This is a genomic window from Rosenbergiella epipactidis (genome assembly GCF_018494055.1).
GTDB lineage: Bacteria > Pseudomonadota > Gammaproteobacteria > Enterobacterales > Enterobacteriaceae > Rosenbergiella > Rosenbergiella epipactidis.
The window spans coordinates 48,969-62,275 of record NZ_JABBFQ010000005.1; the positions used below are offsets into that span (position 1 = coordinate 48,969).

At 48.2% G+C, this 13,307-nt stretch carries 11 protein-coding genes and 1 pseudogene; 7 read left to right on the top strand and 5 right to left on the bottom strand.

Annotated features, from left to right (window positions below; genetic code table 11):
• Window positions 1–13: 13 nt before the first annotated feature.
• Together HGT71_RS09545 and typA are read right to left on the bottom strand one after the other, a co-directional pair.
• On the bottom strand, window positions 14–619 hold the full coding sequence (locus HGT71_RS09545; protein ID WP_214217566.1) for an HAD-IA family hydrolase: 606 nt from the start codon (window positions 617–619) through the stop codon (window positions 14–16).
• A gap of 183 nt (window positions 620–802) precedes the next feature.
• Window positions 803–2,626, bottom strand: a complete 1,824-nt coding sequence (gene typA / locus HGT71_RS09550; RefSeq protein ID WP_048913045.1) for a ribosome-dependent GTPase TypA — start codon at window positions 2,624–2,626, stop codon at window positions 803–805.
• Window positions 2,627–3,071: 445 nt separating this feature from the next.
• Between typA and glnA the strand changes: the two genes are divergently transcribed.
• The 3 genes from glnA to glnG all read left to right on the top strand — a co-directional run bounded on the left by glnA (window position 3,072) and on the right by glnG (window position 7,055).
• Entirely contained in the window at window positions 3,072–4,481 is a 1,410-nt protein-coding gene (gene glnA, locus HGT71_RS09555) for a glutamate--ammonia ligase (RefSeq protein ID WP_048913046.1), read from the top strand.
• A gap of 101 nt (window positions 4,482–4,582) precedes the next feature.
• The gene (gene glnL / locus HGT71_RS09560) at window positions 4,583–5,632 is read left to right on the top strand and encodes a nitrogen regulation protein NR(II) (RefSeq protein WP_214217567.1); all 1,050 of its coding nucleotides are present in this window, start codon (window positions 4,583–4,585) and stop codon (window positions 5,630–5,632) included.
• A 7-nt stretch (window positions 5,633–5,639) separates the two neighbouring features.
• Complete coding sequence (glnG, locus tag HGT71_RS09565; protein WP_214217568.1) at window positions 5,640–7,055, top strand: nitrogen regulation protein NR(I); 1,416 nt, start codon at window positions 5,640–5,642, stop codon at window positions 7,053–7,055.
• Between the two features lie 32 nt (window positions 7,056–7,087).
• Here the strand turns inward: glnG and hemN are convergent, their stop codons facing one another.
• Both hemN and yihI read right to left on the bottom strand, forming a co-directional pair.
• On the bottom strand, window positions 7,088–8,461 hold the full coding sequence (gene hemN / locus HGT71_RS09570; RefSeq protein ID WP_214217569.1) for an oxygen-independent coproporphyrinogen III oxidase: 1,374 nt from the start codon (window positions 8,459–8,461) through the stop codon (window positions 7,088–7,090).
• A 222-nt stretch (window positions 8,462–8,683) separates the two neighbouring features.
• Window positions 8,684–9,187 carry a Der GTPase-activating protein YihI gene (gene yihI, locus HGT71_RS09575; protein ID WP_214217570.1) on the bottom strand — a complete coding sequence of 168 codons (504 nt, stop codon included), beginning with the start codon at window positions 9,185–9,187 and terminating at the stop codon, window positions 8,684–8,686.
• A 445-nt stretch (window positions 9,188–9,632) separates the two neighbouring features.
• Between yihI and yihA the strand changes: the two genes are divergently transcribed.
• Entirely contained in the window at window positions 9,633–10,262 is a 630-nt protein-coding gene (gene yihA, locus HGT71_RS09580; RefSeq protein WP_214217571.1) for a ribosome biogenesis GTP-binding protein YihA/YsxC, read from the top strand.
• Window positions 10,263–10,333: 71 nt separating this feature from the next.
• Here the strand turns inward: yihA and spfP are convergent.
• Window positions 10,334–10,381, bottom strand: a pseudogene (gene spfP, locus HGT71_RS16035) (small protein SpfP).
• Between the two features lie 373 nt (window positions 10,382–10,754).
• On the opposite strand from spfP, the gene HGT71_RS09585 reads away from it, so the two are divergent.
• The 3 genes from HGT71_RS09585 to HGT71_RS09595 all read left to right on the top strand — a co-directional run bounded on the left by HGT71_RS09585 (window position 10,755) and on the right by HGT71_RS09595 (window position 13,167).
• The gene (locus HGT71_RS09585; RefSeq protein WP_214217572.1) at window positions 10,755–12,095 is read left to right on the top strand and encodes a carbohydrate porin; all 1,341 of its coding nucleotides are present in this window, start codon (window positions 10,755–10,757) and stop codon (window positions 12,093–12,095) included.
• A gap of 97 nt (window positions 12,096–12,192) precedes the next feature.
• On the top strand, window positions 12,193–12,789 hold the full coding sequence (locus tag HGT71_RS09590) for an NUDIX domain-containing protein (RefSeq protein WP_214217573.1): 597 nt from the start codon (window positions 12,193–12,195) through the stop codon (window positions 12,787–12,789).
• A gap of 102 nt (window positions 12,790–12,891) precedes the next feature.
• Window positions 12,892–13,167 (top strand): DUF4282 domain-containing protein, encoded by a 276-nt coding sequence (locus HGT71_RS09595; protein ID WP_214217574.1) that lies wholly within the window; start codon window positions 12,892–12,894, stop codon window positions 13,165–13,167.
• The last annotated feature ends 140 nt before the right edge of the window (window positions 13,168–13,307 follow it).

The window sequence follows — 13,307 nt, forward strand, 5'->3', positions numbered from 1 at the left end:
ATAATTTGCTTCCCTACGAAAAATTACTAGTACCTTGAATTGCCGCTTCTAACCCTTCAACGTCTTGGTAAAGATGAGTGTTGATCCCTAACTGTATTGCCGCTTCAATATTTTCAAAGAGGTCATCAACAAAGAACGCTTGCTCAGGGGCTACGCCCTCTTCAGCCAGCACATGGTGGAAAATCGCCGTATCCGGTTTACGTAGCCCAATACGATGCGAGAAATAGCATTGGTCGGCTACCGCGAGTAACTCAGGATACTGCTGCGCCAAAAATTCAGTATGAATTTGATTGGTATTAGACAGGAGAACGACGCGATGTCCCTCTGCGCGCAGTTGCTGAATAAGCGTGAGAACGGCTTTATTCACCCCGGTGAAAATCGCTTGCCAGCCGCTCACAAATTGCGGATAGCTGAGGTTGACCTCTAACTCGTCACACAGTGCCTCAGCAAATTGTTCATCCGATATCTCCCCCCTCTCATGGCGCTCAACCTGAGGGCCGAGTTGGAAGTGTTGTTGAACATGCGCAAGCGGAGTACCACTTAGGTTACTCCAGACGCCTAAAGCACGGGTGAAGTCGAGATTAACGATAACGTTTCCCAAATCGAAAATATATAACATGGCCTCTCTCCCGTAAGTTTTACTTATCTACACTATAAAGCCGACCTCCTCATTCTACCAATCGAGTTTTGGAAAATTGATCGCGTTTTGCGCACAGTCTTCAGTTGGCTAGACGCAAGGCAAAAAAAAACCTGAACCAGAAGAGTCTGGTTCAGGTTTAGCTTAATGCTCAGAAAATGAGAATTAAGACTCTTTACCGCCGCGCGATGCACGTTTACGGTCATTTTCAGTTAAATGACGCTTACGGATACGGACAGAAACTGGCGTTACTTCAACTAATTCGTCGTCATCGATGAACTCAAGCGCTTGCTCAAGGCTCATTTTGATCGCTGGAACCAGTGTAGTCGCTTCATCAGTCCCTGACGCACGCATGTTAGTCAGTTTCTTACCGGTTAAGCAGTTAACGGTCAGGTCGTTAGAACGTGAGTGAATACCGATGATTTGGCCTTCATACACTTCCGCACCGTGACCTAAGAATAACTTACCGCGGTCTTGCAGGCTGTACAGAGCAAACGCAACAGCTTTACCTTGACCGTTAGAAATCAATACACCGTTTTGACGTTGGCCAACTTCACCTGGACGCATATCGTCGTAGTGACTGAAGGTTGAGTACAGTAAACCTGTACCTGAAGTCATGGTCATGAATTCGTTACGGAAACCGATCAATCCACGGCTTGGGATAACGTAGTCTAAACGTACGCGGCCTTTACCATCTGGATCCATGTTTTTCATGTCGCCTTTACGCTCACCCATAGCTTGCATCACAGAACCTTGGTGCTGTTCTTCGATATCAAGGGTCACGTTTTCGAATGGCTCTTGTTTACGTCCATCAATTTGACGGAAGATAACTTTAGGACGAGATACTGCCATCTCGAAGCCTTCACGACGCATGTTTTCGATCAGTACCGATAGGTGAAGTTCACCACGGCCTGAAACACGGAACGCATCAGCATCTTCAGTTTCTTCAACGCGTAAAGCAACGTTGTGGACCAGCTCTTTCTTCAGGCGGTCAAGGATTTGACGTGAAGTCACGTACTTACCTTCTTTACCACAGAATGGAGAGGTGTTTACACAGAAGAACATGCTAACAGTAGGCTCATCAACGCTCAGCGCTGGCAGGGCTTCAACTTTCTGAGTATCACAAATCGTGTCAGAAATGTTCAGTTCACCTAAACCAGTGATTGCAATGATATCACCCGCTTCCGCTAAATCAGATTCAATACGCTCAAGACCTAAATGGCCCAGTACTTTACCGACTTTACCGTTACGAGTTTTACCTTCGCTATCGATAACTGTAACCTGTTGGTTAGGTTTGATTTTACCGCGCTTGATACGGCCGATACCGATAACACCTAAGTAGTTGTTGTAATCAAGTTGCGAAATCTGCATTTGCAGCGAGCCATCTTGATCAACATTAGGTGCAGGAACGTGTTTTACGATCGCTTCGTACAGTGGCGTCATATCTTCAGCCATGTCTGCGTGATCGTCGCCCGCAATCCCTTGGATTGCAGAAGCGTAGATAATTGGGAAATCTAATTGCTCATCTGTCGCGTCTAAGTTGACGAACAGATCGAAGACTTGGTCAACCACCCAATCAGGACGTGCGCCCGGACGGTCAATTTTGTTGATAACAACAATTGGTTTTAGACCATGAGCAAACGCTTTCTTAGTCACGAAACGGGTCTGTGGCATAGGACCATCAATCGCATCAACGACTAACAGTACGGAATCGACCATAGACATAACACGTTCAACTTCACCACCGAAGTCGGCGTGTCCCGGGGTATCAACGATGTTGATACGGTAATCATTCCACTTAATAGCGGTGTTTTTTGCGAGGATAGTAATTCCACGCTCTTTCTCCAGGTCATTGGAGTCCATCACACGCTCAGTCGCTTCAGTACGCTCGTCAAAGGTACCGGACTGTTGTAAAAGTTTGTCGACTAGGGTGGTTTTTCCATGGTCAACGTGCGCGATGATGGCGATATTACGCAATTTTTCGATCACAGCTTTGCCTCAGGCATTAGAAATAGCGCGCTATTGTACACGGATTAGGCGAAAGACTGAACACGATCAGACGATTCACAGCCCTTTTATGCAGTTTTTTTTTATGACTCCGCTTTACCGACTTTTTTTGTGCGATTTCAGTGCAAAATGACTACTCCTTATCCATAATGCACCATAATGGATCATTAAAGTTGACGGTATTGCTCTTTATTGGTGCAATGCCCTGTAATACAACAACGGTGAGGGCGGGCCAAACTCGCCTCTACTGGGCCTGTTCGGTGTTTTAGAAAAGTTGGCACGCTTTTCGCTTTAAGAAAAATAAGCGAAAACGATAGCTAAAAAACGTTTTTAGGCGCTTGCCGGATTTCGGGTTAAAGGGTTGAGCCCTCGTAAGCATAATGCTTCCCATTTCCCCCACGATAATAGAGCTTTCAGGAGAGTAGATATGTCCGTTGAACACGTTCTCTCGTTGATGAACGAACATGAAGTCAAGTTTGTTGATCTGCGCTTTACAGACAGTAAAGGTAAAGAACAACACGTTACCATCCCTGCACATCAGGTGAATGAAGACTTCTTTGAAGAAGGTAAAATGTTCGATGGCTCATCCATCGGGGGTTGGAAAGGGATTAACGAATCAGACATGGTACTGATGCCTGACGTGACCACCGCCGTCCTTGACCCATTTTTCGAAGATCCAACGCTAATCATCCGTTGTGATATTCTTGAGCCAGGCACTCTGCAAGGCTACGATCGTGACCCTCGTTCGATCGCCAAACGCGCTGAAGATTTCTTACGTACCTCAGGTATCGCTGATACCGTCCTATTTGGACCAGAACCAGAATTCTTCTTATTCGACGATATCCGTTTCGGTTCTTCTACCTCTGGCTCCCATGTCGCGATTGACGATATCGAAGCTGCATGGAACACCGGTAAAGAGTACGAAGGCGGTAACAAAGGCCACCGTCCTGGTTTAAAAGGCGGCTACTTCCCAGTACCACCGGTCGATTCTGCACAAGACATCCGTTCAGCAATGTGTTTAACCATGGAGCAAATGGGCTTAGTGGTTGAAGCACACCACCATGAAGTGGCGACCGCAGGTCAAAACGAAGTGGCAACTCGCTTTAACACCATGGTGAAAAAAGCGGACGAAATCCAGATCTATAAGTATGTGGTTCATAACGTTGCACACGTATACGGCAAAACCGCGACCTTTATGCCAAAACCAATGTTTGGCGATAACGGTTCGGGTATGCACTGCCACATGTCTTTATCGAAAGATGGTAACAACCTGTTTGCCGGCGATAAGTACGGCGGCCTGTCTGATATCGCCCTTTACTACATTGGCGGTATCATCAAGCACGCTAAAGCGCTTAACGCCTTAACTAACCCAACCACCAACTCTTATAAGCGTTTGGTACCGGGTTATGAAGCTCCGGTTATGCTGGCTTACTCTGCCCGTAACCGTTCTGCCTCAATCCGTATCCCAGTTGTTGCTAGCCCTAAAGCGCGTCGTATTGAAGCACGCTTCCCTGATCCAGCGGCTAACCCATACTTAGCCTTTGCTGCGCTATTGATGGCGGGCCTAGACGGTGTGATTAACAAAATCCACCCAGGTGATGCGATGGATAAAAACCTCTATGATCTGCCTCCGGAAGAAGATGCAGAGATTCCAAAAGTAGCAGGTTCACTGGAAGAAGCGTTGAATGCCCTGAACGAAGACCGCGAGTTCCTGACCCGTGGCGGCGTATTCACCGACGAAGCTATCGATGCTTACATCGAATTACGTAAAGCGGATAACGATCGCGTACGTATGACTCCACACCCGGTTGAATTTGAACTTTACTACAGCGTCTAATTTTCGTTTGTAGTGTGTTGCCGTGAAGTCTTAGCCCATCCTCGGATGGGCTTTTTTCTCGGGTATCTTACCTGCGGGTCACCCCATTCTGGAGAGATGTAATGCTTAGCAATACCGCCTCAGATGCCGTGCAGATCCTCAATTCATTGATCAACTGCGTCCTCGTTGTCGACCATGAATTAGTGATCCATTATGCCAATCCCGCGGCGCAGCAATTACTCGCTCAGAGTTCACGTAAGCTGTTTGGAACCCCGCTTCCAGAGCTCACCGGGTATTTCTCCCTGAATGTTGAAGTGATGCACGAAAGCCTGAGTGTTGGACAAGGCTTTACCGATAGCGAAGTCACGCTTGTCGTAGATGGTCGAGCACATACGCTGGCACTGACTGCCCAGCCGTTACCGGACCAACAGATTCTCCTTGAGATGGCGCCCATGGATAATCAGCGCCGACTAAGCCAAGAACAACTCCAGCATGCCCAGCAAATCGCTGCGCGTGATCTGGTTCGCGGGCTCGCCCACGAAATTAAAAATCCCTTAGGGGGATTGCGCGGAGCAGCTCAACTGCTTTCTAAAGCTCTGCCCGATCCGGCATTAAAAGAATACACTAACGTGATTATCGAACAGGCAGACCGCCTGCGAAATCTCGTTGACCGTTTATTAGGCCCGCAGCAGCCGGGTATGCATGTGATGCAAAATATCCATCAAGTGGCTGAACGCGTGGTGAAGCTGGTATCGATGGAATTACCGGATAATGTCACCTTAGTGCGTGACTACGATCCAAGTCTTCCTGAACTGCAGCATGATCCCGACCAAATCGAACAAGTTTTACTTAATATGGTAAGTAACGCGTTACAGGCGCTAGGCCGCGAGGGGGGGACGATCACATTGCGTACCCGTACCGCCTTTCAGCTAACGCTCCATGGCACACGTTATCGCTTAGTCGCACAAATCGATATTGAAGATGACGGGCCGGGCATTCCGACTCACCTGCATGACACCCTGTTTTACCCCATGGTTAGTGGCCGCGAAAACGGTACTGGATTGGGACTGTCGATTGCGCGTAGCTTGATCGATCAGCACGCGGGCAAAATCGAGTTCAAGAGTTGGCCGGGCCATACCGAATTTTCAATTTTTCTCCCTATTCGTCAGTGAGGTTTCTATGCAACAAGGGATAGTTTGGATCGTCGATGACGACAGTTCCATCCGCTGGGTGCTTGAACGCGCACTGACTGGCGCCGGATTGGTATGTACTGCCTTTGAAAGTAGCCACGACGTCTTAGATGCGTTAGCGACCAAAACGCCAGATGTGTTGTTATCCGACATTCGTATGCCTGGTATGGATGGTTTGGGACTGCTCAAACAGATAAAAAAACGCCACCCCATGCTACCAGTGATCATTATGACCGCGCACTCCGATCTCGATGCCGCCGTCAGCGCTTATCAGCAAGGCGCGTTTGATTACCTACCTAAACCTTTCGATATTGATGAGGCCGTCGCCCTCACCGAACGGGCGATCAGCCATTATCAAGAGCAGCAACAACCGCGCCACCAACAAGAAGATGGTCCGACAACGGATATTATCGGTGAGGCACCTGCTATGCAGGACGTCTTTCGTATCATCGGTCGGCTATCACGCTCGTCCATCAGTGTGTTGATTAACGGTGAATCCGGGGCCGGTAAAGAGTTAGTGGCCCACGCTCTACACCGCCATAGCCCGCGTGTGAAGGCTCCTTTTATTGCCTTAAATATGGCTGCAATCCCTAAAGACTTAATCGAATCGGAATTATTCGGCCACGAAAAAGGGGCGTTTACCGGTGCAGGACAAGTGCGACAAGGCCGCTTTGAACAAGCGGACGGCGGGACACTCTTCCTTGACGAGATTGGTGACATGCCCTTAGACGTGCAGACTCGGCTGTTAAGGGTCTTGGCGGATGGCCAGTTCTATCGCGTTGGCGGTTATGCGCCGGTCAAGGTCGATGTGCGGATTATTGCCGCTACACACCAAAACCTTGAGCTACGAGTCCAAGAAGGTAAGTTTCGCGAAGACTTATTCCACCGACTCAATGTGATCCGTATCCATCTACCGCCGCTGCGTGAGCGCCGCGAAGATATTCCTCGCCTCGCCAACTACTTCCTACAAACGGCGGCACGCGAGCTAGGGGTCGAAACCAAAGTCTTGCACACTGATACCATTAACGCCCTCACCCATATGACATGGCCAGGTAACGTTCGGCAATTAGAAAATACCTGTCGTTGGTTAACCGTGATGGCGGCGGGTCAAGAGGTATTATTACAAGATTTGCCACCCGAGCTTTTTGATAACACTGTCCCGCAGGAAAATAATAGCAGCCCATCGGTCCCTGAAAGTTGGTCTGGACTGCTTGCCCAGTGGGCGGAAAGAGCATTGCGCTCCGGGCATCAAGATTTACTGTCAGAAGCTCAGCCGGAAATGGAGCGGGTGTTACTCAACACCGCACTGCAACATACCCGCGGGCATAAACAAGAAGCCGCGCGCCTACTGGGCTGGGGCCGCAATACGCTGACGCGTAAATTGAAAGAGTTAGGCATGGAGTAGTACTTATCGGGTCTAGGCACGCTTAGGCCCGATTAGATCACTCGTGAAAACGCCTGCTGAACGCTACGGGCTCGCGAGTATTGATCAAAACAGAGACAGATATGGCGAACTAATAACCGACCCTTGGCCGTGACCTGTATCCGCTCCGGGGTAATGATAAGTAAGCCATCCTCCTGCATCGGTGACAATAAGCGCAGTTCTTCGGCAAAATAGTCGGTAAAAGGTTGCGGGATCCTTGCCTCAATCTGGCGAAACTCAAGGGTAAATTGGCACATTAGGGTCGTGATAATGTCACGGCGTAGACAATCTTCTGTACTGAGCGAGAGACCGCGCACTAAAGCATGACCTTCCTCAGCCAAGCGTGACGCCCAGCCGGTAAGCGTCTTTTCATTCTGGCTGTATGTGTCACCCACCATACTGATAGCCGATACCCCAACGCCTAATAAGTCTGTCTGACGTTGCGTAGTGTACCCCTGAAAATTACGTTGCAAACTGCCAGCCCGTTGCGCGCGAGCCAGTTCGTCCTCCGGCAGAGCGAAGTGATCCATACCAATAAATTGATAGCCTCCCGCCTGCAACTGCTGAATGGTCTGGTGCAAAATCTGTAGCTTTTGTGCGGGGCTCGGCAGTTCGTCAGACTTTATTTTCCGCTGGGCGGCGAACAACTCAGGCATATGGGCATAGTTGAACACACTCATTCTGTCAGGACGCAGTGCCAGCACCCTCTCGATAGTGTGCGCAAAACTCTCCGCCGTCTGCTGAGGTAAGCCGTAAATTAAATCGATATTGGTGGAAGTAAACCCCAGCGCCTTCATCGTCGAGAGCAGTTCGACAATCTGCGCCGCATCTTGCTCGCGGTTGACGCGCTGCTGCACCACAGGATCGAAATCCTGAACCCCCATACTTAAACGATTAAAGCCAATACGACGTAGGGCCTGCAACCGTTCGATCGGAAATTGTCGAGGGTCCAGCTCCAAGGAGATCTCGGCAGAAGGGGCTACCTTAAACACGTCAGCTATCACACTCATCACTTCGGCAAGTTGCGTATCGCTAAGAAAGGTCGGGGTGCCGCCGCCAAAATGGATCTGTGTCACCAAGCGTTGGGAAAACAGCGGCGCACGCTGGCGAAGCTCAGCGATTAGCTGCTGTAAATAACGCGCGGCTTTTTCCGGATGACGAGTGACAACTTTATTGCAGCCACAAAAATAACAAAGTTGATGGCAGAACGGGATATGCAGATACAGGGAAAGTGGGCGCGTAGGATAACGTTGTGCGGCCTTACGAAAATCATCGTCAGAAAAGCGAGGGCTAAATTCTAGGGCCGTGGGGTAAGAGGTATAACGGGGGGAGGAAGAATTATATTTTTCAATCAGTGCCTGATCCCATTCGACGTCTTGCAGCAGCATGTTTACCTCTTACATTGGCGTTACCGTCGCGCTTCACTCGCCCATTGCGAGAAAATAAACGTCGGGTCAACACAGATTTCCTGTGCGACAAGCGTAAAAGTTTACTGACACTCCAGACGAGATAACAGGCGAATAATCCGGCAGGAATTGATCCAAGCCAATGCATTATCAATTAATCCTTCTGATGAATGGCAGAGAGATCATCCCCCCTGCCATACAGCATTACTGTCCTTTCAACAAGCGGTACATGTCTTCTTCCGCTTCGTCGTCTTTCTCTTCGTCTTCAATATCGATACCCAACAACACCATTAACTCTTCAATGCGGTCTAAACGCGCTTCGAGCCAAGTTTGGTCTTCGCCGCTTAGGGTATCGCCCGCTTCGAGGCGGTCTAAGAGTTGATCTAAACGTGGGTCATTTTCCAACATCCGTAATTCTTGTTGGCGGGTCATTTTTTCGGGTTCGGCGTGAACGTTCGCTACCGGTGCGGCAGTGACTTTACCTTCAGCAACCAAAGGAACCGGGGTTTTGCTACCAATACGTGGGTCGCTTTTCTTCGGTGCGGCATTGCCTTGTTGCTGAGTCACCTTAGGGTGACTACGGTTACCGGCGACATTGCCTTTAAGCTTACTTTTGCGTTTACGCTCTCGGCCTTCAAGATTCAGTTCGGCACGCGTTTTACGGCGCTCCGTAGACTTGCTTTTGGTCGGTCTGGAAGGTTGCTTCATAATGTCAGTCTCAAGGAGGATTACTTCGATAGGTTCTGGGCGCGAATCTAGCAGAAACTTGGACAATAAAAAAGCGGTAACACTAAGGTTACCGCCCTTTCGTCCTTTTTTCGTAAATCCGTTACGTTGATGTTCACATCCCGGTCCCTGAACAACGTTCCCTGAAGCCCTCCATTAGCGGATTAACTGTAGTTCAAGAAACCAATAAAACAAGGCAACATTAAGAATAAATTTTACCTTTTAATCATCCATTTGTTTTTTATTGGTTTTTACCGAGTATCGACCATAAATCGCAAGACTTGAGCCTAAAAGGACCTTCTTAAGAGGGTTATTAACCCCCTCTGCCACGCATGGCATCAGCCTTGATACGATAACAATGCGCGAAATCTAGGCAAAAGGCAGGTATACTCGCGGTTTATGCTGCTAAAATTATGTGGAGTTTGCTGTGCCGAGCTGGAATTATCACGTCACTCATTTTGTAACTAGTGCCCCAGATGTTCGTCATCTACCGGACGATACCGGCGCGGAAGTCGCCTTTGCTGGCCGCTCTAATGCCGGAAAGTCGAGTGCGTTGAATGCCTTAACCCAACAAAAAAGTCTTGCACGGACCAGTAAGACGCCGGGACGTACGCAACTCATTAACTTATTTGAAGTAGCAGACGGTGTTCGCTTAGTGGATTTACCTGGTTATGGTTATGCCGAGGTACCCGAAGAAGTAAAACGTAAATGGCAAAAATCGCTGGGTGAGTATTTAGAAGTCCGCCAAGCGCTTAAAGGGCTGGTGGTCTTGATGGATATCCGTCACCCCATGAAAGAACTTGATCAACAAATGGTTACTTGGGCGGTCGCAAGCGATATCCCAGTACTCGTACTGCTGACGAAAGCCGATAAATTGGCTTCTGGCGCGCGTAAAAAGCAACTCGCGATGGTACGTGAAGCCAGCCTAGCCTTTATGGGTGATGTACAAGTGGAGCTGTTCTCTTCCCTGAAGAAGATGGGAATCGATAAGTTAAGCCAGAAGTTAGATGATTGGTTTACCGAGTACAGTGAACAGCAGGACGCTGCCGAAGAATAAGCCCTCTATTTCCCTCCCCCTAAACGAAAAAACGCCCCAGCGATAAACGAGATCGCTGGGGCGGCTAATTGCTAGCCTAATCCGATTACGTGAAGTAAAAGGTCTTAAAGATAGAACATCTTACCTCTGTACCCTACAGAGAAAATGTACCCCAATTTTTAGGAGCGGGAAAGCGCTTTTTTGATTCAAAAATAGCCTTTTCAGGCGATTTACGCTGGATAGATCACATAAATACCCCTTATCCCTCGCAATAATGTTAAAAATATGTTTCTCAAATATAAAAAAAGGCGTATGCTCTGCCCCCGATTTTTAAGACTTCTTTTCTGCATCAAATCAGCCTAAGGAGTGCAGCATCACTCACTTGTTGAAGCGATGGCCTTTTTCGTGATCGAAGTCTAAAAGTACAAATATTTAATAAAATTGGCACTAAATTACACGTTATTCTGCGGTAACCTCTTCTGAGCGTTAACACCTTTTTTCGGGATAAAAATAATGAAAATAAAAAATAAATTTTTCTTACGTTCACCTTCCTTCTTTGCGCTGTCCCTGGTCGCGGTGAGCTGTGCGAGCGCGCTACCGGCTGCACAGGCGGCAGAACCGTTCAGTTATGACTCAGCGTGGATGCTGGGTGACTGGAATGGCACGCGCAGCCAATTAAAAGAAGAAGGCGTCGATTTTCAGGTCAATTACACCATGGAAAGTGCGTCTAACTTAGCAGGCGGCTACCACTCTTCAACCACCATGCGCTACTCTGACCAATGGGCATTTGGCGTTGATTTAGACCTTGAGAAACTCTTGGGTTGGAACGATACCGAATTCCAAATGACCATTACTGACCGTAATGGCCGTAACTTATCCGACGATGCCATCAGCCGTAATGGTACCCTCTCTTCCGTTCAGGAAGTGTACGGCCGTGGTCAGACATGGCGTTTAACGCAATTCTGGTTGCGTAAGCATTTCTTCGACAACTTAGTGGATGTTAAAGCGGGTCGCGTCACCGTGGGTGAAGACTTTGATACCATCGACAGCAAGTTCCAAAACTTAGCCTTCGGTGGCGGTCAGGCAGGTAACTGGCGTGGCGATCACTGGTACAACTGGCCAGTCTCTCAATGGGGTGGCCGTGTTGCTGTCAACATTACGCCGGATGTTTTCTTCCAAGTCGGTTTCTATAACCAAACCCCTTACAACTACGACCGTGGCGATGGTTTCCGTTTCGAAGTGAGTCAAACAGAAGGTAACTTGGTTCCAGCCGAAGTCGTTTGGCACCCAACCTTCGGTCCGGATAACTTAAAAGGTAACTACCGTTTAGGCGGTTATTACTCTTCTGTGCGTGACCAAGTCTATGGATCATGGCGCAATGGTAATACCGATACCGCGCATGCTTACGGTGGCTATCTCCTTGCTCAACAACAGCTATTTGCTCAACCAGGCGGTAGCGATCGCGGCCTAACCTTAACGGCTCAAGCGGTCATGAACGACCATAAGACAGCGAAAATCGATAACTACCAATCGCTGACTCTGGTGTGGAAAGGTCTAGCCGATGCGCGTCCAGAAGACGAAATCGGTATTGGTGCTTCCCGTATCCACGTCAACTCAAGCTATTCCACCATGCAGCGTCGTGAAAATCGTTCGAACGGTGCTTACTACAATAGCAACCCAGCTTGGATCCCGATTCAGCACGGTTCAGAGTATGACTATGAAGTGTATTACAATATTCATGCAACCAACTGGCTGCAAGTTCGTCCTAACCTGCAGTACGTTGTCGCACCAGGTGCCGAGAATGGCGTGAAAAATGCCCTAGTCGGTGGTATCAGTGCCAACTTAAGCTTCTAAGACTTCTCTCCGTATCCGAGCGCATCGGGTACGGAGATTCTTCTCTTGCCAGCCACTCCTTGAAGCGTTACCTTTTTTCCTCGACCAAGGAGGCACCATGTCTAGCACCCCCCGTTCAATCACCATCATCCATGAACAGATTCTTTCCGATGATTGGTATTCCCTGAAAAAATATACGGTTGATTACCAGCGGACAGACGGTACTCACCAGACTTTCAGCCGCGAAGTGTACAATAAAGGGGATGGCGTAACCGTCTTTCTCTATAACCGCGCACAACAATCGATTATTTTAACGCGTCAATTTCGTTTACCCCTCAAGATCCAAGGTGATTCTGGCGTACTGATCGAAACTGCCGCGGGCTTACTCGAAGGGGAAGATCCGATCACCCGGATCCGCGCTGAAATAGAGGAAGAAACCGGCTATCGTATACAGCAAGTATCCAAAATATTTGACGCTTGGATGAGCCCAGGAGCCGTGACCGAAAAGCTGCATTTCTTTATCGCCCAATATAGCCATCATGACCGTATCAACGCTGGCGGCGGGATAGTTGAGGAAGGCGAAGATATTGAAGTGCTCGAACTCCCGTTTCAGCATGCTGTAGCAATGATGCAACAGGGCGAGATTAATGATGCAAAAACGATTATGTTATTACAGTATGCAATCATTAATAAACTGCTCGATACCGTAAAATAGCGGGTTATATTCATTCTCTTCTTATCCTAACGTTAAAGAATAAATGATTGCTGTAATGTTAAATAAAAGTTAAGTTCATACTTTTATTATGGAGAGAAGAAAATGTTTAAATCCTTATTAAACTTCGACCAAATGATTACCCCGAAAATTATTACCGTTATTTATTGGCTGGGTATTATTGGTGTGGTATTCGGTGGACTCGCGGCAATTATTACTAGCTTATCCTTTGGCGGAAGCGTGCTCGGTGGATTATTTTCCGGTCTCTGCACGATTATTTTCGGGGTGATTGGGGTACGTATTTCTTGTGAGCTGATCATTCTCTCCTTTAATATTTACGGTAAATTAAGAGAGATTGCAGAGAACACCGCGGTAAAATAAGACGCTTACCGCTAACCATTGGGTAGCCTTAGGGTTAGCGGCTAATCACAATAATGGATATCCTTTGTCTTTTTTCATAGTTACCCTGCTGCAGTAAAGTTGCTATAGATAGCAGTCTTTCCTATGCGCCTAGCCGGAGT

Coding starts and splice junctions, on each gene's coding strand:
- HGT71_RS09590 (WP_214217573.1), top strand. CDS start 12,193: ATGTCTAGCACCCCCCGTTCAATCACCATCATCCATGAACAGATTCTT.
- HGT71_RS09585 (WP_214217572.1), top strand. CDS start 10,755: ATGAAAATAAAAAATAAATTTTTCTTACGTTCACCTTCCTTCTTTGCG.
- hemN (WP_214217569.1), bottom strand. CDS start 8,461: ATGCTGCTGCAAGACGTCGAATGGGATCAGGCACTGATTGAAAAATAT.
- HGT71_RS09595 (WP_214217574.1), top strand. CDS start 12,892: ATGTTTAAATCCTTATTAAACTTCGACCAAATGATTACCCCGAAAATT.
- glnG (WP_214217568.1), top strand. CDS start 5,640: ATGCAACAAGGGATAGTTTGGATCGTCGATGACGACAGTTCCATCCGC.
- glnA (WP_048913046.1), top strand. CDS start 3,072: ATGTCCGTTGAACACGTTCTCTCGTTGATGAACGAACATGAAGTCAAG.
- yihI (WP_214217570.1), bottom strand. CDS start 9,187: ATGAAGCAACCTTCCAGACCGACCAAAAGCAAGTCTACGGAGCGCCGT.
- glnL (WP_214217567.1), top strand. CDS start 4,583: ATGCTTAGCAATACCGCCTCAGATGCCGTGCAGATCCTCAATTCATTG.
- HGT71_RS09545 (WP_214217566.1), bottom strand. CDS start 619: ATGTTATATATTTTCGATTTGGGAAACGTTATCGTTAATCTCGACTTC.